The 23,704-nt window shown below is 66.4% G+C and carries 19 protein-coding genes and 1 tRNA gene; 9 read left to right on the top strand and 11 right to left on the bottom strand.

What is annotated here, in order from left to right:
* Nucleotides 1-14: 14 nt before the first annotated feature.
* The 8 genes from AC3D24_RS12440 to AC3D24_RS12405 form a co-directional block, all read right to left on the bottom strand.
* Nucleotides 15-1,046 carry a sensor histidine kinase gene (locus AC3D24_RS12440; protein WP_489031065.1) on the bottom strand — a complete coding sequence of 344 codons (1,032 nt, stop codon included), beginning with the start codon at nucleotides 1,044-1,046 and terminating at the stop codon, nucleotides 15-17.
* Entirely contained in the window at nucleotides 1,047-1,490 is a 444-nt protein-coding gene (locus tag AC3D24_RS12435) for a response regulator (protein WP_489031063.1), read from the bottom strand.
* Nucleotides 1,487-2,995 carry a sensor histidine kinase gene (locus AC3D24_RS12430; protein ID WP_489031061.1) on the bottom strand — a complete coding sequence of 503 codons (1,509 nt, stop codon included), beginning with the start codon at nucleotides 2,993-2,995 and terminating at the stop codon, nucleotides 1,487-1,489. Before AC3D24_RS12430 ends, AC3D24_RS12435 begins: the two co-directional genes overlap by 4 nt.
* Nucleotides 2,996-3,052: 57 nt before the next feature.
* A complete protein-coding gene (locus AC3D24_RS12425; RefSeq protein WP_489031059.1) occupies nucleotides 3,053-3,832 on the bottom strand; it encodes a 3'-5' exonuclease in 780 nt (259 codons plus the stop codon).
* 27 nt (nucleotides 3,833-3,859) lie between these two features.
* Nucleotides 3,860-4,309 (bottom strand): PH domain-containing protein, encoded by a 450-nt coding sequence (locus AC3D24_RS12420; protein ID WP_489031057.1) that lies wholly within the window; start codon nucleotides 4,307-4,309, stop codon nucleotides 3,860-3,862.
* A gap of 218 nt (nucleotides 4,310-4,527) precedes the next feature.
* Nucleotides 4,528-5,895, bottom strand: coding sequence for a phosphoglucomutase/phosphomannomutase PgmG (pgmG, locus tag AC3D24_RS12415; RefSeq protein ID WP_489031055.1), 1,368 nt, complete (start codon nucleotides 5,893-5,895; stop codon nucleotides 4,528-4,530).
* Between the two features lie 88 nt (nucleotides 5,896-5,983).
* On the bottom strand, nucleotides 5,984-6,247 hold the full coding sequence (locus tag AC3D24_RS12410) for a DnaJ domain-containing protein (protein ID WP_489031053.1): 264 nt from the start codon (nucleotides 6,245-6,247) through the stop codon (nucleotides 5,984-5,986).
* Entirely contained in the window at nucleotides 6,244-7,062 is an 819-nt protein-coding gene (locus tag AC3D24_RS12405; protein WP_489031051.1) for a division plane positioning ATPase MipZ, read from the bottom strand. Before AC3D24_RS12405 ends, AC3D24_RS12410 begins: the two co-directional genes overlap by 4 nt.
* Nucleotides 7,063-7,137: 75 nt before the next feature.
* Between AC3D24_RS12405 and panC the strand changes: the two genes are divergently transcribed.
* Together panC and AC3D24_RS12395 are read left to right on the top strand one after the other, a co-directional pair.
* Nucleotides 7,138-7,974, top strand: a complete 837-nt coding sequence (panC, locus tag AC3D24_RS12400; RefSeq protein WP_489031049.1) for a pantoate--beta-alanine ligase — start codon at nucleotides 7,138-7,140, stop codon at nucleotides 7,972-7,974.
* A 94-nt stretch (nucleotides 7,975-8,068) separates the two neighbouring features.
* Nucleotides 8,069-8,365, top strand: coding sequence for an SEL1-like repeat protein (locus AC3D24_RS12395; protein ID WP_056487338.1), 297 nt, complete (start codon nucleotides 8,069-8,071; stop codon nucleotides 8,363-8,365).
* A 162-nt stretch (nucleotides 8,366-8,527) separates the two neighbouring features.
* Here AC3D24_RS12395 and topA read toward each other — a convergent pair whose 3' ends face one another.
* Complete coding sequence (gene topA, locus AC3D24_RS12390; RefSeq protein ID WP_489031046.1) at nucleotides 8,528-11,131, bottom strand: type I DNA topoisomerase; 2,604 nt, start codon at nucleotides 11,129-11,131, stop codon at nucleotides 8,528-8,530.
* A gap of 440 nt (nucleotides 11,132-11,571) precedes the next feature.
* Nucleotides 11,572-11,658, bottom strand: a tRNA-Leu gene (locus AC3D24_RS12385).
* A gap of 101 nt (nucleotides 11,659-11,759) precedes the next feature.
* Between AC3D24_RS12385 and AC3D24_RS12380 the strand changes: the two genes are divergently transcribed.
* The 6 genes from AC3D24_RS12380 (at nucleotide 11,760) to AC3D24_RS12355 (ending at nucleotide 21,040) form a co-directional block, all read left to right on the top strand.
* A complete protein-coding gene (locus AC3D24_RS12380; RefSeq protein ID WP_489031044.1) occupies nucleotides 11,760-12,713 on the top strand; it encodes a complex I NDUFA9 subunit family protein in 954 nt (317 codons plus the stop codon).
* A 58-nt stretch (nucleotides 12,714-12,771) separates the two neighbouring features.
* Nucleotides 12,772-13,581: an undecaprenyl-diphosphate phosphatase gene (locus tag AC3D24_RS12375; RefSeq protein WP_489031042.1), complete on the top strand. Its 810-nt coding sequence runs from the start codon at nucleotides 12,772-12,774 to the stop codon at nucleotides 13,579-13,581.
* Between the two features lie 151 nt (nucleotides 13,582-13,732).
* Nucleotides 13,733-15,175, top strand: a complete 1,443-nt coding sequence (locus AC3D24_RS12370; protein WP_489031040.1) for an NAD(P)-dependent oxidoreductase — start codon at nucleotides 13,733-13,735, stop codon at nucleotides 15,173-15,175.
* 20 nt (nucleotides 15,176-15,195) lie between these two features.
* A complete protein-coding gene (gene gltB, locus AC3D24_RS12365) occupies nucleotides 15,196-19,698 on the top strand; it encodes a glutamate synthase large subunit (RefSeq protein WP_489033137.1) in 4,503 nt (1,500 codons plus the stop codon).
* Nucleotides 19,699-20,031: 333 nt separating this feature from the next.
* Nucleotides 20,032-20,706 carry a glutathione S-transferase family protein gene (locus AC3D24_RS12360; RefSeq protein WP_056054264.1) on the top strand — a complete coding sequence of 225 codons (675 nt, stop codon included), beginning with the start codon at nucleotides 20,032-20,034 and terminating at the stop codon, nucleotides 20,704-20,706.
* The gene (locus tag AC3D24_RS12355; RefSeq protein ID WP_489031038.1) at nucleotides 20,693-21,040 is read left to right on the top strand and encodes a tRNA-binding protein; all 348 of its coding nucleotides are present in this window, start codon (nucleotides 20,693-20,695) and stop codon (nucleotides 21,038-21,040) included. Before AC3D24_RS12360 ends, AC3D24_RS12355 begins: the two co-directional genes overlap by 14 nt.
* Before the next feature lie 151 nt (nucleotides 21,041-21,191).
* On the opposite strand, the gene AC3D24_RS12350 is transcribed toward AC3D24_RS12355, so the two are convergent.
* A complete protein-coding gene (locus tag AC3D24_RS12350) occupies nucleotides 21,192-21,866 on the bottom strand; it encodes a YiaD family glycine zipper/OmpA-like lipoprotein (RefSeq protein ID WP_056063994.1) in 675 nt (224 codons plus the stop codon).
* 182 nt (nucleotides 21,867-22,048) lie between these two features.
* Here AC3D24_RS12350 and AC3D24_RS12345 point away from each other — a divergent pair, with 182 nt between their 5' ends.
* Nucleotides 22,049-23,350 (top strand): hemolysin family protein, encoded by a 1,302-nt coding sequence (locus AC3D24_RS12345; protein ID WP_489031035.1) that lies wholly within the window; start codon nucleotides 22,049-22,051, stop codon nucleotides 23,348-23,350.
* The last annotated feature ends 354 nt before the right edge of the window (nucleotides 23,351-23,704 follow it).

Below are 23,704 nucleotides of genomic sequence, written 5' to 3'. Positions count from 1 at the left end.
GGCCGCAGTACGCCTCAGCGTACCGCCGCCCGCAGCGTCGCGCGGACGCCGGTGTGGGTCGGATCATATTCGACGATGGTCTGCAGGCTCTGCGCCATCGCCCGGATGAGCTTCGTGCCAAGCCCAGTGCCGCGCGGCACGGCGTCCTCGGGAATGCCGCAGCCATCGTCCTCGACCGCCAGCAGGAAGATGTCCTCGTCGATCCGGCGTAGCGCGACGCGAACCTCGCCGCCGCTGGTCGGATAGGCGTATTTGCACGCGTTGGTGACGAGTTCGGTGACGATCACGCCGAGCGATACCGCGCGGTCTGTGGGCAGGCGGATCGGTTCGGCGGCAAGGCTGAGCGCGCGCGGCAGGGCCTCGGTCGACCAGGTCTCGGCGAGTTCGTCGACCAGCGCCCCTAGATATTCCTGCATGTCGACATTCTCGACGTCGTTGCTGGTATAGAGTCGGCGGTGGACCTGCGCGATCGCCTGGATCCGTCGCTGCGTATCCTCCAGCGCCTCGCGCGCCGCCGGATCGACCAGCGCGGTGGCCTGCAGCCGCACCATCGCCGAGACGAGTTGCAGCGAGTTGGCGACGCGGTGGTTCACCTCGCCGAGCAGCGCTTCGAGCCGGGCGTTGCTGGCGCGCAGGTCGGCTTCCGCGGAAGCCTTGGCATGCTCCAGTACCGAGCGTGCGCGGACCTGTTCGAACGAGGCCGCGAGCAGGTCGAAGAAATCCTCGCCGACCGTCTTCACGACATAATCGGCGGCGCCCGCTTTCAGCGCGGCGACCGCGATGCGGCCCTCCTCGGAGCCGGTGACGTACACCACGGGCGGCGGATCGGGCAGGCGGCGAAGCGCTTCGAGCGTCTCGAGGCCGTCCATGCCGGGCATGTAATGGTCGACCGCGATCAGGTCGAAGCGCTCGGCGGCGGCCTTCACCACGCCTTCCGCGCCCGTCTCGGCAAGCGTCATCACATAGCCGCGACGTTGAAGCGCACGCGCCGCCAACCGCCGGATGCCGGCGTCGTCGTCGATGTACAGGACGAGCGGGCCGGTCACTCAGTCCTCTGCGTCTGGAACCTGGATCACCGACAGGAACAGCCCGAGCTGGCGGATCGCCTGCGCGAAACTCTCATAGTTCACTGGCTTGGTGATGTAGACGTTGCAGCCGAGATCGTAGCAGCGCTGGATCTCGACCTTGTCGTCGGTGGTGGTCAGCACGACGACCGGCGTGCGCTTGAGCGGGCTGCCCTCCGCCTTGATCCGGGTCAGGATGTCGGTGCCGCTCATGTCGGGCAGGTTGAGATCGAGCAGGATCATCGCCGGGCCGCTCTTGGCCGGGCCGTCGGCCGCATTGAACAGGAAATCGAGCGCGGTGGTGCCGTCGGTGAAATGCCGGATATCGTTCAGGATGCCGGCGCGGCGGATGTTCTTCTCGATGAGGCGGGCATGGCCCTCATCGTCCTCGATCATCACGATGCCGACGGATTTGTGATCGTTCATGAAGCGTCCTGAATGGCCAGCGTCGCCGGCAGGTTTAGACGAAACGTCGCGCCGTCGCCCAGTGTCGAGCTGACGTCGATGGTACCGCCGAGACGATAGGCGAGCGCGCGGACGTGTGCGAGTCCGATCCCTTCGCCCGGCTGATCCTGCGCGCCCGATCGGCGGAACAGGTCGAACACGCGCTGATGGTCGCGCGGATCAATGCCGCGGCCATTGTCGACCACCGACAGGATCGTGCGCGTGCGCTCGACATGCCCGCGCACGACGATCTCGCCGGGGCGGCCGGGCTTCAGATATTTGGTCGCGTTCTCGATCAGGTTCGACAGAATCTGTTCGAGCGCGAGGCGATCGGTGACGACCGGCGGCATCGGTCGCTCGACGCGCACGGTGGCGCCGCGATCGTCGATGATGTGCTGCATCGAGCCGATGATCGTGTCGACCAGCTGGGCCGGATCGATATGCTCGGCGGTGATCGTCCGGCGCCCTTCGCGTGCGAGCTTCAGGATAGCGTTGATCAGCCGGTCCATCTTCTGCGTCGAGGTGCGGATGAAGCCGATCGCCTCGGGCAGGTCCTCGCGCGCGGCCAGCCGGGCGTCCTCGGTCAGCAGGTGCGGGGCGTCTGCCTCGACGCGGTCGACCAGTTCGGCGAGCGGCGTGGCCGCGCTGGCCAGTTCGGCGGTAAAGCCCATCACGTTGACCAGCGGCGATCGGAGATCGTGGCTGACGATATAGGCGAAGCGCTGGATCTCGTCGTTCGCGCGGCTGAGATCGGCGGTGCGCTCGGCGACCTCCTCCTCGAGATGCTCGTTGAACGCGCGGAGTTCGTTGCGCGAACTGGCCAGATCGTTGGTGTAGCGTCGCACCACCACCAGCGACAGCATCGCGACGACGACCAGCAGAATCGCCGCGGCGACGGCCACCGCCATGAACAGCTTGGTCGCACCCTGCTGCAGAACGGTCCGCCGGCTGAGCAGCGTCAACTCCTCGTTCGCCATCGCCTGGGTGCGATAACGGATCGCGCGGGTCAGCGGCACGCTGGCGTCAGCGCTGAAGCGGCGCTGCGCTTCGCCGATCCGGCCAGCGCCGACCAGCATCATCGACTGGGTGCGAAGCGTGCGCAACCGGGCGAACTGTGTCTCGATATGGTCGAGCCGCGTGGTCTGGTGCGGATTGTCGGCGGTCATCCGGCGCAGGCGGGCCAGCCTCGGCTCGATTCCGTTGGACGTCCGCGCATACGCCTCGCGGAACAGCGGCTTGCCGTTGAGCAGATAGCCGCGCCGTGCCGTTTCGGATTGCTCGAGCTGGACCTGGACGTCGGCGATCGCCTGGCGGACGTCCTGCGTATGGACGACTGCGGCGGTGTAGTGCTGGGTGTGCAGCGTGATCCAGCCGATCGCCAGCGCCGCCGCGAGCAGCGCGACGAAGCCGAGCGCCATGAAGGCGATCAGGACGCGGCCGATCCAACCTTCCTTGACGCTCAATCGTTGCGGCAGCTCAACGTTCATCGGCCGGACCTAGGCCGCCGTTCGCGACTTGGCTAGGCACGAGCTTCTTAATTCAGATCAAAGCAGCAGGTCCTGTGCGCTGGCCTTGCCGACCCGGCCGCCGCCGCTGCGCCGGTCCATCTCGTGGTTGGCCGTGAAGCGGATATCGGGATCCCGATCGGTCATGAACGCCATCAGCGTCTCGTGGTCGAGTTCTGACCATTCCTTGCCGCGGTCAGGGCCGTAGCGGACACGCGGGATGAGCCCTGGGTCGCGCGACCATTCGACGAGTTGCGCAAAACTCGCCTCGTTGAGCATGTCGCGCAGGTGGAACGCAGTGACGTATGCGTCGGGAAACGCGCGGTGCGCCGGGAGGCCGCGCTCGTGATCCATGCCGTGGGGCTTGCGCCAATAGCGCAGCACCTGGTTCGAGAAGCTCGGCGAATCGGGCCAGAGCCGCAGCGCGCATTTCCAGGTGCAGATCCATTCGGCGTCGCGGGTCAGCGCTGACGTGCAGAATTTCTGTTCGAAATCGGCGCGGTGTGCGGCGAGCGCGAGGCGGCGCGGCCAAGGGTCGAGCACCTGGCGCGCGCAGTCGTGCCAGTACGGCGCATCGGCGACCTGTTCGTCGAGGATGTGGTGGATCGCCTGGGTGATCGGCGGGATCAGCCGGCCGGGATTGACCAGCAGGCTGCCGCCTTCGCCGTAGATCTCCCAGCGGCCGTCCTCGCCTAGCGCGACATCCTGCCAGCCGATTTCGCAGACGCCGTGCGCGGGCGGGGCCGAGCCGGTGGTCTCCAGGTCGACGACTCGGATCATCTGCGGTTGCGGTTTGGGCTTTGGATAGGAGGGCGCCATGCCCGCCATGTGGGGACAAAAGCGCGCTTAATCCAGCGCGTATGCATCCTCCACGTCCAGTTCGCGAACGCCGCGACGTTGGCGCGCGCGGTCGACGAGCTTGCGCAGGCCCTCGCGGCGGTCGCGCGCCATCGGGATGTCACGGAGGGTGAACTCGCCGCCGCTCGTCGTGCGGTCGCTGGAGGTTAAGGTGATCGTGCCGATGTCGGTCATCTGGTTGAGCAGCGAGTAGCCGAGGCGGACGTCCTTGATCCGGTAGAGCTCGATCTCGTCGATCGTCTTGAACAGGATGCCGCGTCTGATGATCAGGCGCTGGTCGGTGATCTCGTAGCTCGCGCTGCGGTTCTTGAGCCAGCGGATGCCGATGAGGACGAAGCCGATGCCGGCGAGGCAGGTGAGCAACGTGCCCCAGCCGGCGAAGCTGCCGAGCAGCCAGCGGCGAGTGCTGGAGCGGAATTCGTCGACTGGGCGCTCCACGGGGGGACTCCTTGGGGTGGTGGGGGAAAGTAGGCTGGGCCGGCCATGAGTCAATCGGTTCGGTGGCTTGTGCAAGTGTAGCGACCTTCCATCCACCTGCACCTCCCCGGCGGAGGCCGGGGTCCAGTTGGGGGGCGTTGCTAACGAAGGGTGGCGCTTCGTTATATCCACCTTGCCAACTGGGCCCCGGCCTCGCCGGGGTGGTGCAATGCTTGTGGTTAGGTTCGGGTTACCCCACTAGCCGCGAGGTGCGCGTCTACCTCCGCGAGCAGCGCATCGAGCGCGGCCTGGTCCTTCGCCTCGGCCCGGACGGTCAGCATCGCCTGCGTGTTCGAGGCACGAAGCAGCCACCAGCCGTCCGGCGTAGTCACGCGCGCGCCATCCGTGAGGGTCATCTCCGCGTCCGCCGACCGAAGCCGCGCGATCACCTCGTCCACGACCGCGAACTTGCGCGTGTCGTCTACCGGAAAGCGCACGTCCGGCGTCGCGACCAGCGCTGGCATCGCGTCGCGCAGTTCGGTCAGCGAGCGGCCCGACAGATGCACCGCGCGGATCAGCCGTACCGCCGCATATTGCGCGTCGTCGAAGCCGTAATATTCGCCGGCGAAGAACAGGTGCCCGCTGAGTTCGCCTCCCAACGGGGCACCGGTGCGGGTCATCGCGGTCTTCATCAGGCTGTGACCGGTGGGGGCCATGACCGGCTCGCCGCCCAGTTCAGTGATTCGGTCGAATAGCGCCTGGCTCGACTTCACGTCGGCGACGATCGGCGCACCGGGGTGTTCGCGCAGCGCAGGTTCGACCAAAATGGCGAGAATCTGATCGCCCCAGATGACCCGTCCCAGCCCGTCGACCGCACCGATCCGGTCGCCATCGCCATCGAACGCCAGTCCGAAATCGAGGTTCTTTTCCGCGACCAGGCGTTTCAAATCGGCGAGGTTCGCCTCTTCGGTAGGATCGGGATGATGGTTGGGAAAATTGCCGTCGACTTCGGCAAAGATCACATGATGCTCACCCGGAAGGAGCTTCACGAGTTTCTCGATCACCGGGCCGGCGGCGCCGTTGCCGGTGTCCCAGCCGATCCGGTACGCGCCGCCCGCATAGCCGAGCATCAGCCGGTCCACATAGGCGTCGAGCACGTTGGCGGTCGTCACTTCGCCCGCGCCTTCGCTCCAGGCGCCCGAGGCGGCGAGCGTGGCGAGGTCCTGGATGTCGTCGCCGAAAAATGGCGCGTGCGCGTGCACCATCTTGAAGCCGTTATATTCGGGGGGATTGTGGCTGCCGGTTACCTGGATGCCGCCATCCACTTCTAGCGTGGCCTCGGCATAATAGAGCATCGGCGAGGTGCTGAGGCCGATCCGGACGACGTCGACACCGCCGGCTGCGAGGCCGGACACGAGCGCGGCTTCGAGCTCCGGCGAGGAATTGCGGCCGTCATAGCCGACGGCGACGCGGGTGCCGCCGGCGGCGCGGATGCGGGTGGCGAAGCCGCGGCCGATGGCGACGGCATCTGTGGGGCCTAGCGCTTTGCCGACGATCCCGCGGATGTCGTATTCGCGGAGCGAGGTCGGGTCGAACTGGTGGGTCATGTCGTACTTCCGTTCGTCCTGAGCGAAGTCGAAGGACAGGTTCGAGCCAATGTCCTTCGACTTCGCTCAGGACGAACGGCGGTGGGTGTTATCGGGAAGCGCGCTTCAGCAGCAGGTCGCGCGCTGCGTTTACCCGGCGGGTCAGGTCGGTCGAGCCGCCGCGGTCGGGGTGGACCGACGCGATCAGGCGGCGGTGTGCGCTGCGGATTGCGTCGGCGTCCGCGGTGCGATCGATGCCGAGAATCGACCGGGCCTCTGCCTCGTCAGTGACGACGCGCCGTTCAGATTTGGGCTTGGGCCGCAGGTAATGCCACGCCGCCCAGATAAACAGCGCGGCGACGATCCACTTCACGCAGCCACGTCCGGTGCGCGCTCGGCGACCACGTCCGGCAGCTGCAGCGCCGCCATCATCTCGCGCAGTTCCTGACGTGCCGCGACATGCGCGAGGCCCATGCTGCCGAACGCCTTCGAGTCGATCATCGTCAGGCCGGCGGGGAACATCTCGCGGTAGATCACGCGCTCGCCGAGGCCCGGGATGATCCGGAAACCGACGCGCTTCGCCAGTTGCGCCAGCGCGTCCGACACGCGGCGCATGTTGCGCGCCTCGATATGCTGGAGGCGGTTGCGCAGCACGACCCAGTCGATCGTCGTGCCGTCGGCGCGTGCGCGCTGTTTCCGCGCATCCCAGATCAGTTCGGAATAGAAGCTTGGGCGAGTCACCTGATACGTCTCGGGATCGACCTGGCCGATCAGGTCGAAGTCGACGAAGCTGTCGTTCATCGGCGTCACCAACGTGTTCGCGAGCGCGGCGGCGGTGCGCGCGAACGGATCGTCGCGGCCCGGCGTGTCGACGACCAGGAAATCCGAACCCTCGCACAGCGAGTGCCAGAGGTCCTCGAACTGGTCCTCGCTCTGCTCCGACAGCGTCGCGTGGCGCGGCATCGGCAGCACCGAGCCGTTACGCTTCATCGTCTCCGCGCGGTTGTCGAGATAGCGGCCGACGGTGCGCTGGCGGTGATCCAGATCGAGACACGCGACGCGCGCACCCTTCGCGGCAAGCGCGATCGCGACGTGCACCGCGGTCGTCGACTTGCCGGTGCCGCCCTTCTCGTTGGCGAACACGATGACATGCGTCGAAGCTTGGGGTGAGTCGGGGCCCGTGGCCAACGCGCGTTTCCTTATTGATCGTAACAGTCACCCTTCATAGAAGCCGCGACCGCACTTATCGAGTAGGAGTTTCACGTGGACATCGTCCGGGACCTTAATGCGTTGCGCGAAAGCGTCGCCGCCTTCCGTGCGGCGGGGCAGCGCGTCGCGCTCGTCCCGACGATGGGCGCGCTCCACGCCGGCCATGTCGCGCTGATCGAGGCGGCGAAGCGGCCGGGGACCAAGGTGGTCGCGTCGATCTTCGTGAACCCGACGCAGTTCGGGCCGAACGAGGATTTGTCGCGCTATCCGCGGCGCGAGATGGCCGATATCCGGATGCTCAACGAGGCCGGGTGCGACCTGCTCTGGCTGCCAACGGTCGAGACGATGTATCCTGAGGGTTTCGCCACCACGGTGCGCGTCTCGGGTGTCAGCGACGGGCTCGATGGCGCCTCGCGACCCGGCCATTTCGACGGCGTCGCGACGGTCGTGTCGAAGCTGTTCAATCAGGTCGGGCCCGATGCGGCGTATTTCGGCGAGAAGGATTACCAGCAGCTGGCGGTGATCCGGCGGTTCGTCGCCGATCTCGATTTCGCGATCGATATCGTCGGGGTGCCGACGCAGCGCGACGACGACGGCCTGGCGATGTCCTCGCGCAACATCTATCTCGACGACGAACAGCGCAAGCAGGCGGTGGCCTTGCCGCGTGCGCTCGGCGTCGCGGCACGAGCGATCGCTAAGGGCGAGGACGTCGAGGCTGTGCTGGACGATGCGCGGACGACCCTGGTCGGGGCGGGGTTCACGATCGATTACGTCGCGCTGGCAGATGCCGAGACGCTGGCGGAGAACCCCGCGGCGGATCGGCCGCGGCGGTTGCTGGCGGCGGCGCGGATGGGCGCGACTCGGCTGATCGACAACATCGCGATCGACTAGGCTTGGCGAGTTGTAAAAAGCAGACGTTAACCCATTAACCATTTGGTAGCCCGAATCACGGCAGTCTGTCCTCACGAACATTGGGGGCAAGACCATGGGCAGCAGTCTGAAGAATGCGAATATCGGTATCGAACGCCGTCTGGCGGATGCCGCACGCGGCGACGACCGGGCGTGCTACGAACTCGGGATGGTGTACTCGACGGGGACGTCGGGCGTCGTCCTCGACCTGATCGAGGCGCACAAGTGGTTCAACCTGGCAGCGGTGTCGGGGAACATCGCGGCGCAGGAATGTCGCGCGGAGATCGCCGAGGACATGACCGCGCGGGAAATCTCGGTGGCGCAGCGCGCTGCGCGCGACTGGATGCAACTGACACAGCGCCGGGCTGCGTAATCCTCCCCGGAACGGGGAGGGGGACCGTTCGCCGCTTGGCGAAGGGTGGAGGGGGAGTGCCGCGAACGTAGCGTTTGTGGGTCTCACTTTACGCAGCGGTACGCTTGTGGAAGCCCCCCTCCACCATGCTTCGCATGGTCCCCCTCCCCTTGCAGGGGAGGATCAGGCTTCTGCTTTCTTCTTTGGCGCGGCTTTTTTGGCGGGGGCCTTTTTCGCCGCAGCCTTCTTTGCTGGAGCCTTCGCGTCTGCCGCGTCCTTGGCCGGTGCCTTCTTCGCCGCCGGCTTCTTGGCGGGCGCTTTCTTCTTCTTCGTGGCCGGCGCCGCAGCAGCGCGCGCGTCGATCAGTGACGCGGCCTCCTCGAGCGTCAGCTGGTCCTTTTCGATCGACTTGGGCAAGGTCGCGTTGGTCGTGCCATCGGTGACATAGGCGCCATAGCGCCCCTCCATCAGCTTGATCTCGGCCTCGGTGCGCGGATGGTTGCCGAGTATCTTGAGCGGTGCCTGAGCCCCGCGCGCGGTACGTCCGCCGCCGGCTGCGGCTTCCGCAAGCTTTACGACTGCTGCGTTCATGCCCGTCTCGAACACATCCGCCGTCGTCTGAAGCCGCGCGTACTTGCCCGCGTGCTTCAGATACGGCCCGAACTTGCCGATCGTCGAGATGATCGGTTCGCCGGTCTCGGGGTGATTGCCGACCGTCCGCGGGAGCGACAGCAGCTTGACCGCCCATTCGAGGTTCAGCTCGCCGATGTCCTTCGGGATCGACGCCATCTTGCGATCCTCGCCTTCGCCGATCTGTAGGTACGGGCCGAAGCGTCCCGACTTGCGCTCGATCGGCTGCCCGGTGTCGGGGTGCGTGCCGAGCGTCGACGGGCCGGCATCCGCTTCGGCGTCGCCGCCGGGTTGCGCGAACCGACGCGTGTATTTGCACTCGGGGTAGTTCGAGCAGGCGATGAACGCGCCGAACTTGCCGCCGCGCAGTGCCAGCTGGCCCTCGCCGCAGTTGGGGCAGAGCCGCGGATCGCCGCCGTCAGCCTTGGCCGGGAACAAGTACGGCGCGAGGAAGGTGTCGAGCTCGGCGGTGATCGCCGAGGGCTGCTGCTCCATCACCTCGTTGGTGCGCGGCTTGAAATCGCGCCAGAACGCGTCGAGCACCGACTGCCACTGCGCGCGGCCGCCGGAGACGTCGTCGAGTTCCTCCTCCAGCTCGGCGGTGTAGTCGTAGCCGACGTATTTCTCGAAGAAGCGCTCCAGGAACGCCGTCACCAGCCGCCCGGATTCCTCGGCGAAGAAGCGGTTCTTTTCGATCCGGACATAGGCGCGGTCCTTCAGCGTCTTGATGATCGACGCGTAGGTGGACGGGCGGCCGATGCCGAGCTCCTCCATGCGCTTGACCAGCGAGGCCTCGGAGAAGCGCGGCGGCGGCTGGGTGAAGTGCTGCTCGGCGTCGACCTTCTTCTTGGCGGGCGCATCGCCTTCGCGCATCCGCGGCAGGCGACGGGCGTCCTCGTCGGCCGAATCGTCCGACCCTTCCTCATACAAGGCGAGGTATCCGGGGAAGAGCACGACCTGGCCGGTGGCGCGGAGGATGTTGCGGCCGGTGCCGTCGGCCATCTCGACCGTGGTGCGCTCCATGCGGGCGGACGCCATCTGGCTTGCCAGGGCGCGCTTGAAGATCAGGTCGTAGAGGCGCGCGTGATCGCCACCACCCGCCTTGTCCTTGCCGAAGTCGGTCGGGCGGATCGCCTCGTGCGCTTCCTGTGCGTTCTTCGCCTTCGACTGATATTGGCGCGGCTTATCGGGGACATAGCTCGCGTCGAAGCGGTTCGCGACGGCGAGACGCGCGGCGCTGATCGCGCTCGAATCCATCTGCACGCCGTCGGTACGCATGTAGGTGATTGCGCCGTCCTCGTAGAGACCCTGCGCGATCCGCATCGTGTGATCCGCCGAGAAACCGAGTTTGCGCGACGCCTCCTGCTGCAACGTCGAGGTCGTGAACGGCGGCGGCGGGTTGCGACCGGCGGGCTTGGTCTCGACCGACTGGACCGAGAAATTGCCGTCGAGCACGGCCTGCTTGGCGCGCAGGGCATCGCCTTCGTTGCCGATCGAGAGGCGGTCGAGCTTGTTGCCTTCGAACTGCGTCAGGCGCGCGGTGAACGCGGTGCCGTCATGCTCCATCTCGGCCGTGACGGACCAATATTCCTGCGGCTTGAAGACGTCGATCTCGCGCTCGCGCTGGACGATCAGGCGCAGCGAGACGGACTGCACGCGGCCGGCGGACTTGGCACCGGGCAGCTTGCGCCACAGCACCGGCGAGAGCGTAAAGCCGACGAGGTAATCGAGCGCACGGCGGGCGCGGTACGCGTCGATCAGGTCGTCGTCGAGCTCGCGCGGATTCTTCATCGCCTCGGTGACGGTGGCCTTGGTGATCGCGTTGAAGGTGACGCGCTTGACCTCCTTGGGCAGCGCCTTCCGCGCCCGCAGCACCTCGCGGACATGCCACGAGATCGCCTCGCCCTCGCGATCGGGATCGGTCGCGAGGATCAGGCGGTCGGCGACCTTGGCGAGATCGGTGATCGCCTTCAGCTGCTTCGACTTGTCCGCGTAATTCTCCCACGTCATCGCGAACGCATCGTCGGGATCGACCGAACCGTCCTTCGGCGGCAGGTCGCGGACATGGCCGTAGCTTGCCAGGACGCGGTAATCGCTGCCCAGATACTTCTCGATGGTTTTGGCCTTGGCAGGCGATTCGACGATGACAAGCTGCATGGGGAAACCGTGGTCCTTACGTGTACGCGTACGAGGGTGGCGGCGTCGGGGCGGTGCCGTCAACCCGGCGCCAACCCGGTAACGCGCTAACCGAAGCGGGTTGAACGCGTACCCGAGCGTTTGGTCGCACGTCCGCGTTCGCGCTGTGGCAGGAGGTCGGCTGGCGTAATGCCAGGGTTATCCTCACGATCGGAGACAGTTCGCGACGGAAGCAAAGGTTGCTTGCTGTGGTTCCGGCGCGCGGGTCGGGAGCAAAACACGTCGCTGCGACCACCCGTCGAAACGTCGAGAATTTTCGGTGGCGTTCGGGGTGCGTGCGGTCTGGAGGGGTCACACGCCCTTCGCACAGCCGATGCGTCTATATAGAAAGGGGGCGCGAAGCGTGCTCCGCTTCGTCTCCGGTCAGGCATCGCGCGGGATGCCGATGACGACCGAAAAACTGGTGCCCGGAAGAGGACTCGAACCTCCACGACCTTGCGATCGCCAGCACCTGAAGCTGGTGCGTCTACCAATTCCGCCATCCGGGCACGGGGTAGGAGGGCGCCTCTAGTGGACGGTCGCGATGCTTGTCAACACACCTCTTGCTGGGGCAAGGGGCGCGTAGGCAAAAGAAATTGGACGGACGGCGATGAACGACAAACTGGTGACGCTGATCGGGGGCGGCGGTTTCGTCGGCCGCTATGTCGCACAGGCGCTGTTGGCGACGGGCGCCCGCGTCCGCATCGCACAGCGCGATCCGCGGCAGGCGTTTTTCCTGAAGCCGCTCGGCGGGCTCGGCCAGACGCAGTTCGTCGGTGCCGACGTCACCAAGCCCGAGACGATCGCGCATGCGGTGCACGGCTCGGACGTGGTGGTGAACCTGGTCGGGGTGCTGGCGGGCGACTTCCAGCGGATCCAGGCGCTCGGCGCGCAGACGGTTGCGGAAGCGGCGGCCAAGGCCGGCGTCGGCGCGCTGGTCCATGTCTCGGCGATCGGTGCCGATCCTGACTCGGCATCGGCATACGGCAAGTCGAAGGGGCAGGGCGAAGCAGCGGTGCTCAACGCCTTCCCGACCGCGACGATCCTGCGGCCGTCAATCGTGTTCGGCCAGGAAGACCAGTTCGTGAACCGGTTCGCCGGGATGATCGCCAAGGCGCCGGTCGTGCCGGTGCTGCGCGCGGGCGCGAAGTTCCAGCCGGTGTTCGTCGGCAACGTCGCCGATGCAGTGGTCGCAGCGGCCTCCGATCCCGAGACGTTCGGCGGCAAGACTTTCGAGCTCGGCGGGCCCGACATTATCACGATGGGCAATCTCATCCGCTGGATCGCCAAGACGATCGGTCGCGCGCCGTCGATCGTCGAGCTGCCGGACTTTGCCGGCGCGATGATCGCCAAGGCCGGCTTCCTGCCGGGCATGCCGATCACCAAGGACCAGTGGACGATGCTGCAGAGCGACAATGTCGTCACCGGCACCGACGGCCTTGCGGCGTTCGGGATCGACGCGACGCCGCTGTCGACGGTCGCGCCGGGCTGGCTGGTGCGCTTCCGCAAGGCCGGACGGTTCGGTCGCCGCGCCGAGACGCACGCGGAAGTGCCTGTCGCCTGATCCTGCGCGTGCTACGCGTTGCTGACACTGCCCTGACCTACCGCGCCGGAGCTCCCGCTTGACCGAACTTCTGACCGTCATCCTCCTCGGCATCGTCGAGGGGATCACCGAATTCCTGCCCGTCTCCTCGACCGGCCACCTGATCCTCGCGACACGGCTGCTCGGCTATGACGCAGGGCGCTGGGAGGTGTTCAACGTCGTGATCCAGCTCGGCGCGATCCTCGCGATCGTCGTGCTCTATTGGCGGACGTTCTGGGCGGTCGGCATGGGGCTGATCAAGCGCGAGCCGAAGTCGTGGCTGTTCCTGCGCAACCTGGTGGTGGCGTTCATCCCGGCGGCGGTCATCGGCCTCGCGCTCCACAAATATATCGAGGCGCTGCTCGGGAACGCCGAAGTCGTCGCGATCGCGCTGATCGTCGGCGGCTTCGCGATCCTCGCGGTCGAGCGGTTCGCGCCGCGCAGCGACATCAGCGGCGTTGCGGACATCCCGCTGAAGACGGTAATCGGCATCGGCTTCCTGCAGTGTCTCGCGATGGTCCCCGGCGTCAGCCGCTCCGGTGCGACGATCCTCGGCGCGCTGGCGCTGGGCGTCGAGCGGCGCACGGCGGCGGAGTTCAGCTTCTTCCTTGCGATCCCGACGATGCTGGGCGCGAGCGCGCTCGAACTGCTCAAGAACCGAGATGCGATCGCGAGCGGCGGCGGTGTCGGGCTTGGTGCAATCGCGATCGGCGCCGCGGTGTCGTTCATCGTCGCATTGCTGGTGGTGAAGTGGTTCGTTGGGATCGTCACCAAGCACGGCTTCGTGCCGTTCGCGTTGTACCGGGTGGTGGCCGGTTCGGCGGCGCTGATCTGGCTGCTGAGCAAATAAGACCGTATCGGAACCAATAATCGCAGTTAAGAATGGTTCTCACAAAAACGAGCGCAAAATACAGTTTTATAGGGCGCGTATGCTGTCCTATATGTTGATTTAGTCGTGACAAGCCTCTGCGCGCGCAATAACGCAGCTGTCGGAGGCTATCATGGCGAACGATTCGATGCTCAAATTTGTCGGCCGGGAGCAATCCTATCCCGACAAGCGCACCGCCGACGAGCGGGCCGACGATTTCCGCGAAATCGCGCAACGCTATGCGGTCGAGCCCGCCGAGGAGCAGGCCGGGCGGTGTTCGCAGTGCGGTGTGCCCTATTGCTCGGTCCATTGCCCGCTGCACAACCATATCCCCGATTGGCTCCGGCTGACCGCTGAGGGGCGGCTGCGCGAGGCGTATGAACTCAGCAACGCGACCTCGACCATGCCCGAGATCTGCGGCCGGATCTGTCCGCAGGACCGGCTCTGCGAAGGCAACTGCGTCATCGAATTCACCGGGCACGGCGCCGTCACGATCGGCTCGGTCGAGAAGTTCATCACCGACACCGCCTGGGAGAATGGCTGGGTTGAACCGCTGATACCGGGCAAGTCCCGCGGCCAGTCGGTCGGCGTGATCGGTGCGGGCCCGGCAGGTCTCACCGCGGCGGAATATCTGCGCGGCCACGGTTATGACGTGCACGTCTATGATCGCTACGACCGCGCAGGCGGGTTGCTCACCTATGGCATCCCCGGCTTCAAGCTCGAAAAGCCGATCGTCATGCGCCGCGTCGAGCGGCTCAAGGCAGCCGGCATCGTCTTCCACGAAGGCTTCGCGGTCGGCGACGATGCGAGCCTCGACGATCTCCGTCAGCGCCACGATGCGATCCTGATCGCGACCGGCGTCTACAAGGCGCGCGCGATGGACCTGCCCGGCGGTGGGTCGAACGGCGTGGTCGCCGCACTCGACTTCCTCGTCGCGTCGAACCGCAAGGGCTTCGGCGACGCCGTCCCCGCCTTCGACGACGGCAGCCTCAATGCGGAGGGCAAGGACGTGGTCGTGATCGGCGGCGGCGACACCGCGATGGACTGCGTCCGCACCGCGATCCGCCAAGGCGCCAAGTCGGTGAAGTGCCTCTATCGCCGCGACCGCGCCAACATGCCCGGCTCGCAGCGCGAAGTCGCGAACGCCGAGGAGGAGGGCGTCGAGTTCGTCTGGCTCTCCGGCCCGCAGAGCTTCGACGGCGGCGATACCGTGTCGAGCGTCAAGGTGCGGAAGATGCGTCTCGGCGCGCCTGACGCAAGCGGACGCCGCGCACCTGAACCCGATCCCGCAGGCGATTATTCGGTGAATGCCGATCTCGTCATCAAGGCGCTGGGCTTCGACGCCGAGGACCTACCGACGCTGTTCGCCACCCCCGAACTCGGCGTGAGCCGCTGGGGCACCGTGCTGGTCGACGGCAAGACGCTGATGACGTCGCTCGACGGCGTGTTCGCGGCGGGCGACATCGTCCGCGGCGCCAGCCTCGTCGTCTGGGCGATCCGCGACGGCCGCGACGTGGCCGCGACGATGCACAAATGGCTGAAGACCAAGGCTGCGAACGCGAAGGTGGCGGCATGAGCAACGAACAGGGTTCTCCGATGATCGATCAACGCGCCCGCCTCGCCGCGGAAGGCATGTACCGCCCTGAATTCGAAGGCGATGCCTGCGGTGTCGGCCTCGTCGCCGCCACCGATGGCCGCGCCTCGCGCCGCGTCGTGCAGTCTGCGGTCGATGCGCTCAAGGCCGTGTGGCACCGCGGTGCGGTCGATGCGGACGGCAAGACCGGTGACGGCGCAGGCCTGCACATCGACCTGCCGCTGCGCTTCTTCGACGACGCGGTCGCCGCGTCGGGCCACAAGGTCCGGCCGAACCGTCTCGCGGTCGGCATGATCTTCCTCCCCCGTACCGATCTCGGCGCGCAGGAGGATTGCCGGACGATCGTCGAGAGCGCGATCATCGAGGCGGGCTACACCATTTATGGCTGGCGGCAGGTGCCCGTCGACGTGTCGGTGATCGGCCAGAAGGCGCAGGCGACGCGCCCCGAGATCGAGCAGATCATGATCGCCGGGCCGCTGCCCGAGGAACAGGACGCCGCCGAGTTCGAGAAGACGCTGTACCTCGTCCGCCGCCGGATCGAGAAGCGCGTGATCGCGGCGCAGATCCAGGGCTTCTACATCTGCTCGCTGTCGTGCCGCTCGATCATCTACAAGGGGCTGTTCCTCGCCGAATCGCTGTCGGTCTTCTATCCGGACCTGTGCGACCAGCGCTTCGAGAGCCGTGTCGCGATCTTCCATCAGCGCTATTCGACCAACACCTTTCCGCAATGGTGGCTGGCGCAACCGTTTCGCTGCCTCGCACATAACGGCGAGATCAACACGATCCGCGGCAACAAGAACTGGATGCTCAGCCACGAGATCCGCATGGCGAGCCTCGCGTTCGGCGACAATTCGGAGGACATCAAGCCGGTGATCCCCGCCGGCGCGTCCGACACCGCCGCATTGGATGCGGTGTTCGAGGCGATCTGTCGCTCGGGCCGCGATGCGCCGACCGCCAAGCTGATGCTCGTCCCCGAAGCCGCCAGCCCGGACATGCCGCCCGAGCATGCCGCGATGTATCAGTATCTCGCGTCGGTGATGGAGCCGTGGGACGGCCCGGCCGCGCTGGCGATGACCGATGGCCGCTGGGCGGTCGCGGGCATGGACCGCAACGCGCTGCGTCCGCTCCGCTACACGCTGACCTCCGACGGCCTGCTGATCGTCGGCTCCGAGAGCGGCATGGTCGTCGTTCCCGAATCGACGATCGTCGCCAAGGGCCGGCTCGGGCCGGGCGAGATGATCGCGGTCGACCTCGACGAAGGGCGCCTGCTCCAGGATCGCGAAGTGAAGGATCGCATCTCGGGCGAGGCGGATTACGCCGCGATGATCGGCGAATTCCACACGCTCGCCGACCTCCCCTCGGTCGAGGACGCGGTCGTGCGCTACGACCGCGCCGAGCTCGCACGCCGTCAGGTTGCCGCGGGCCAGACGATGGAGGACATGGAACTGATCCTGTCGCCGATGGTCGAATCCGCCAAGGAAGCGATCGGATCGATGGGTGACGATACGCCGCTCGCCGTCATCTCGGACAAGCCCCGGCTGATCAGCCAGTTCTTCCGCCAGAACTTCTCGCAGGTCACCAACCCGCCGATCGATCCGTTGCGTGAGCGCCACGTGATGTCGCTCAAGACGCGGTTCGGCAATCTCGCCAACATCCTCGACGTCCGCGATCAGCGCGAACGCGTGCTGGTGCTCGATTCGCCGGTGCTGACGGGCGAGCATTGGTCGCGGCTGAAGGCGCATTTCGGCAACGCGGTCGCCGAGATCGACTGCACGTTCGACGTCGGCGGCGGCCCGGAGAAGCTGCGCGCGGCGATCCAGCGGATTCGCAACGAGGCCGAACAAGCCGTCCGCCAGGGCAAGAGCGAGATATTCCTCACCGACGAGGCGATCAGCGAAGACCGCGTCGGCATCGCCGGCGTGCTCGCGGTGGCCGCAGTCCACACGCACCTCGTCCGCCGGGGCCTGCGCTCCTACGCGTCGATCAACGTCCGCACCGCCGAATGTCTCGACACACATTATTATGCGGTGCTGATCGGCGTCGGCGCGACCACGGTGAACGCGTACCTTGCCGAAGCCGCGATCGTCGATCGCCAGTCGCGCGGGCTGTTCGGCGATCTCGACCTTGCCGAATGCCTCCGCCGCCACCGCGTCGCGGTCGAGGAGGGGCTGCTCAAGATCATGTCGAAGATGGGCATCGCGGTCATCTCGTCCTACCGCGGCGGCTACAACTTCGAGGCGGTCGGCCTCTCGCGCAGCCTGGTGAACGACCTGTTCCCCGGCATGCCCGCCAAGATCAGCGGCGAGGGCTATGCGTCGTTGCATGTCAACGCGACTGACCGGCATGAAGCGGCGTTCGATCCGGCCGTCGCGACGCTGCCGATCGGCGGCTTCTACCGCCAGCGCCATACCGGCGAGACGCACGCCTATTCCGCGCAGCTGATGCATCTGCTCCAGACCGCGGTCGCGACCGACAGCTATACGAGCTATCTGCAATTCTCGCGTGGCGTGTCCGACCTACCACCGGTGTATCTGCGCGATCTGCTCCAGTTCAACTTCCCCGCGGAGGGCGTTCCGGTCGACCAGGTCGAGGCGATCACCGAGATCCGCAAGCGCTTCGTGACGCCCGGCATGTCGCTCGGCGCGCTGTCGCCCGAAGCGCACGAGACGCTCGCGATCGCGATGAACCGGATCGGCGCGAAGGCCGTCTCGGGCGAGGGCGGCGAGGACAAGTCGCGCTTCGTGCCGTATGCGAACGGCGACAACGCGAACTCGTCGATCAAGCAGGTCGCGAGCGGTCGGTTCGGCGTTACGGCGGAATATCTCAACGCGTGCGAGGAGATCGAGGTCAAGGTCGCACAGGGCGCCAAGCCCGGCGAGGGCGGCCAGCTGCCCGGCTTCAAGGTCACCGAATTCATCGCCAAGCTGCGCCACGCGACGCCCGGCGTGACGCTGATCTCGCCGCCGCCGCATCACGACATCTACTCGATCGAGGATCTGGCCCAGCTCATCTACGACCTGAAGCAGATCAACCCGCGGGCCCGTGTTTGCGTCAAGCTCGTCAGCTCGGCGGGCATCGGCACGGTCGCGGCGGGCGTCGCCAAGGCGCATGCCGACGTGATCCTGATCGCCGGCCATGTCGGTGGCACGGGTGCCTCGCCCCAGACCTCGATCAAGTACGCGGGCACGCCGTGGGAAATGGGGCTGTCCGAGGTCAACCAGGTGCTGACGCTCAACGGCCTGCGCGGTCGCGTGCGGTTGCGCACCGATGGCGGGCTCAAGACCGGGCGCGACATCGTCATCGCCGCGATCCTGGGCGCGGAGGAGTTCGGGATCGGCACGCTGTCGCTGGTGGCGATGGGCTGCATCATGGTCCGCCAATGCCATTCGAACACCTGCCCAGTCGGCATCTGCACGCAGAACGATGCGCTTCGACAGAAGTTCGTCGGCACGCCCGAGAAGGTGATCAACCTGATGACCTTCATCGCCGAGGAGGTCCGCGACATCCTCGCGCGGCTCGGCGTGAAGAGCCTCGACGACGTGATCGGCCGCACCGAGTTCCTCCGTCAGGTCAGCCGCGGCGCGGAGCATCTCGATGATCTCGACCTGAACCCGATCCTGGCGAAGGTCGATGCGGATGATTCCCAGCGCCGCTTCAGCCTGTCGACCTTCCGCAACGAAGTCCCCGACAGCCTCGACGCGCAGATCATCAAGGACGCGTCCGCGGTGTTCTCGCGTGGCGAGAAGATGCAGCTGACCTATTCGGTGCGCAACACGCACCGCGCGGTAGGCACGCGGTTGTCGAGCGAGATCACGCGGAAGTTCGGCATGTCGACGCTGGCGGACAACCACGTCACGATCCGGTTGCGTGGGTCTGCGGGCCAGTCGCTCGGCGCGTTCCTGTGCAAGGGCATCACGCTCGAAGTGTTCGGCGATTCGAACGACTATGTCGGCAAGGGACTGTCGGGCGGCACGATCATCGTCCGCCCGGCGGTGAGTTCGCCTTTGGCGAGCCAAGAGAACACGATCATCGGCAACACCGTGCTCTACGGAGCGACGTCGGGCCGACTGTTCGCGGCAGGGCAGGCGGGCGAGCGCTTCGCGGTCCGCAACTCGGGCGCGACCGTCGTCGTCGAGGGCTGCGGCGCGAACGGGTGCGAGTACATGACCAACGGCATCGCAGTCGTGCTCGGCGCGGTCGGCGCCAACTTCGGCGCGGGGATGACCGGCGGCATGGCGTTCGTCTACGATCCCGACGGCGTCTTCGCGAAGCGCGCCAACCCCGAGAACATCACCTGGGACCGCGTGAAGTCGCTCCACTGGGCCGACGTCTTGCTCGATCTGGTCCGCGATCATGCGGACCACACCGACAGCAAATGGTCGAAGGGCCTGCTCGAGGACTGGGACCGGGTAGCCGGCCATTTCTGGCAGATCGTGCCGAAGGAAATGCTGACCCGGTTGAGCCACCCGCTGGACGACAGCACGGAGTTGGTCGCTGCCGAGTAGAGCGACGCCACACAAACACCACCCCGGCGAAGGCCGGGGCCCAGTTGGGGGACGTCGCTAACGAAGGACGGCGCTTCGTTACCGCGACCTTTCCAACTGGGCCCCGGCTTTCGCCGGGGTGGAGTAGTAAGTTGGTTTCGCGCAGAGACGCAGAGGACGCGGAGGGGCGCCCGGTACGGGCTGCTTGCACTCCAACGCCAGTTGCAGAAATGCACGCTTCGCGACAAGCGCAACACCTCCGCGCTCTCTGCGCCTCTGCGCGAACCAAATCTTCTTACACGACGCCAACCCGCGCTAGTGACACAGCCGCCCCCCACCGCCTAAACGATGGGCATGTGGCAGCTTTATCAATTCCCCCTGTGTCCCTTCTCGCGAAAGGTGCGCCTGCTGCTGGGCGAGAAGGGGGTGGGCTACGAACTGGTGCGCGAATCGCCCTGGGACCGCCGCGACGAGTTCATGGACATGAACCCTGCCGGCCAGACCCCGGTGATGGTCGACGCGTCGCGCGGCGTCGCTCCCCTCATCGATTCGATGGCGATCTGCGAATTCTTCGAGGAAACCGTCGAGAAGGCGGCGATGATTAACGGCACCGCGACCAACCGCGCCGAGATCCGCCGCCTGGTCACCTGGTTCGACACGCATTTCTACCGCGACGTGACCGGACCACTGCTCCACGAGCGCATGGTCAAGCGCCTCGCCCACCGCACCGCACCCGACGCCAAGGGCCTGCGCGAGGCGATGAAGGCCGCGGTCGGGCATCTCGACTATATGGATTACCTACTCGATCACCGGAACTGGCTCGGCGGCGCGACGATGAGTCTCGCCGATCTCGCGGCGGCCGCCCAGATATCGGTCACCGATTACCTCGGCGGGATCGACTGGAAGGGCCACGACCAGACCGCACGCTGGTATCGCGGATTCAAGAGCCGCCCGAGCTTCCGCCCGCTGCTGTCCGAACGGATGGAGCTGATCTCACCCCCGGCGCACTACGACAATGTCGATTTCTGACCAGGTCACCTACGCAGACTTCGAGAAGGTCGACATCCGCGTCGGCACGATCGTCGAGGCCGAACCCTTTCCCGAGGCACGGAAACCCGCGATCAAGCTGCGGATCGATTTCGGCGGCGAAATAGGCGTGAAGCGCTCGTCCGCGCAGATTACCGAGCATTATACGCCGGAAAATCTGGTCGGCCGCCAGGTCGCCGCGGTGGTCAACTTCCCGCCGCGCCAGATCGGCCCGATGATGTCGGAAGTCCTGACGCTGGGCTTTCCCGATGCGGACGGGAAAGTGGTGCTGATCTCGCCGACCGGACCAGTCCCGAACGGCGGACGACTGTTCTAATAGACTCCCCCCGCGCCTGCTGATCTCGCCACGTACCCAACCCTCCGTTCGCCCTGAGCGAAGTCGAAGGGCTGGTACGCAACGGCGGGGCTTCGACTTCGCTCAGCCCGAACGGGTGGGGAGCGGACAATCCGTCCCCACCCGGTCCAGCTTACTGGCGCAGGTCGTTCTGCGTGATCGGCACAATCTTCACCTCGACGCGACGGTTCGCAGCGCGCCCGGCATCGGTATCGTTCGACGCGATCGGCTGCGTCTTGCCATAGCCCCGCGTGCCGATACGCGCCGCCTGCACGCCGTGACCCGATAGGTAATCCGCGACCGAGCGCGCACGGCGTTCCGACAGCGTCTGGTTGTACGCGTCGCTGCCGGTCGAATCGGTATGCCCGTACACGTCGACATAGGTCTGGTTATACTGCGACAGCGTGTCGGCAACCTGATCGAGCGTCCGCTGGAACTGCGGCTGCACGTTGGCGCTGTCATACGCGAAGGTGATGCCCGACGGGATGTTGAGCACCAGATCGTCGCCCTGGCGGATCACCTGCACGTCTGTCCCGGCGGTGCGCGCACGCAGGTCGCGCTCCTGCTTGTCCATATATGCGCCGATGCCCGCACCCGCGAGGCCGCCGATGCCTGCGCCGAGCAGCTTCTCGGTCCGGTCGTGCCGGCCACCGACCACGTCGCCGAGCAGATAGCCACCCAGCGCGCCGCCGATACCGCCCAGCGCGGTCTTCGAGATGGTTTGGCGACCGGTCTCCGGATCGGTGGTGCAGCCGCTGGTGGCGATCAGTGCCGCAATCGCAGCGCCTGCGAACATCTTGGTTTTCATAGATAATCTCCCTGAGACATGATGAGGACGGCGTTATGCCCGTTATGGCCGATAACCCGGTGTCGCGACGATTGTTCCGCCTGCGCACTGAACCGAGCCTGACCATCTTCGCGGCATGATGTCGAGCATGTGCAAGGACGGTTGTGCGACGGGCCGTTGTCCTGCAAAGAGGCGTCGAGCCAATGGCACCGCTTCCCCCCTTCCCCTGGATCGACGTCGCGATCATCCTCGCGCTCGTCGCGTTGAACGGTGTGTTCGCGATGAGCGAACTGGCCATCGTCTCCGCGCGGAAGGCGCGGCTCGAGGCGATGGCGCGCCAAGGCAAGAAGGGCGCGCGCGCCGCGCTGGTCCTCGCGGCGGATCCCGGCAAGTTCCTCTCGACCGTCCAGATCGGCATCACGCTGATCGGCATTCTCGCAGGTGCGTATTCGGGCTCCAGCCTCGGCATGCCGACCGCCGCGCGGTTGCAGGCGTGGGGCCTGTCCGCCTCGACCGCCGAGACCGCCGGGTTCGCGATCGTCATCGGCCTGACCACCTACGCATCGCTGATCATCGGCGAGCTCGTCCCCAAGCAGTTCGCGCTGCGCGCCCCCGAGGCGATCGCGTCGTTCATGGCGCCGGTGATGCGCTGGCTCGCGATCGGCACCGCGCCGATCGTCTGGGTGCTCGATTCGACCAGCGCGCTCATATTTCGCGCGCTCCGGCTCAACCGCGAATCGGAAGAGCACGTCACCGCCGAAGAACTCCACATGATCGTCGCCGAGGCCTCGAAATCGGGCATCATCGAGGAGCATGAGCGCTCGATCATCTCGGGCGTGGTCCGTCTCGCCGACCGCCCGGTCCGAGAAGTGATGACGCCGCGCACCGAGATCGACTGGCTCGACTGCAACGGCACCGCCGACGAGATCCGCACGACCCTGCTCGGGTCGCAGCACACGCGCCTGCCGGTCGGCGACGGCTCGATCGACCGCGTCCAGGGCGTCGTCCAGGCGCGCGACATCGCCGCCGCGCTGTTCCGTGGCGAACCGCTCGATCTGCTGAAGCTCATGCGCAAGGCGCCCGTGGTGATCGACCAGATCGACGCGATGGACGCGCTGCTCGCGTTGCGCGAGGCCGAGGTGCCGATGGCGCTGATCCATGACGAATACGGCCATTTCGAAGGCATCGTCACGCCCGCCGACCTGCTCGCGGCGATCGCCGGCGAGTTCAAGTCGGACTCGGATCCGGACGATGCGCCTTCGGTCGTGGTGCGCGACGACGGCTCGCTGCTGGTGGCGGGGACGATGGCGGCGGATTCGCTCGCCGACCGCCTCGGCATCGACCTGCCAGAGGATCGCGACTACGCGACCGTCGCCGGGCTCGCACTGTCGGTGTTCCGCCATCTGCCGGGCGAAGGCGAGAGCTTCGTCGAACAGGGCTGGAAGTTCGAGATCGTCGACCTCGACGGCCGCCGCATCGACAAGCTGCTGGTGAGCGAAGTCTGAGGGCTTGGCGTGGCGCTCGGAAGTTTAGATCGAACCCGACGCTTCTACGTATGCACCACCCCGGCGAAGGCCGGGGCCCAATTGGCAAGGCCGCAGTAACGAAGCGTTACCCTAGTTTACGACGTCCCCCAATTGGGCCCCGGCCTCCGCCGGGGTGGTACTCGGGGTTAAGTTGGTTGCTTGCCTCGCTTGCGGAAAGCGCGCTGACCGGCACCATCCGTTCGTCCCGAGTAGCCGCTGAGCGTGTCGAAGCGGCGTGTCGAAAGACGGGTTGGCGCGCGGAACCCATGCTTCGATACGAGCCCTCGATACGCTCCTGACGGCGCTACTCGGTCTCTACTCAGCACGAACGGG

It is taken from the genome of Sphingomonas sp. SL1004, from assembly GCF_057815015.1.
This window is presented reverse-complemented; position numbering and strand designations above follow the sequence as displayed.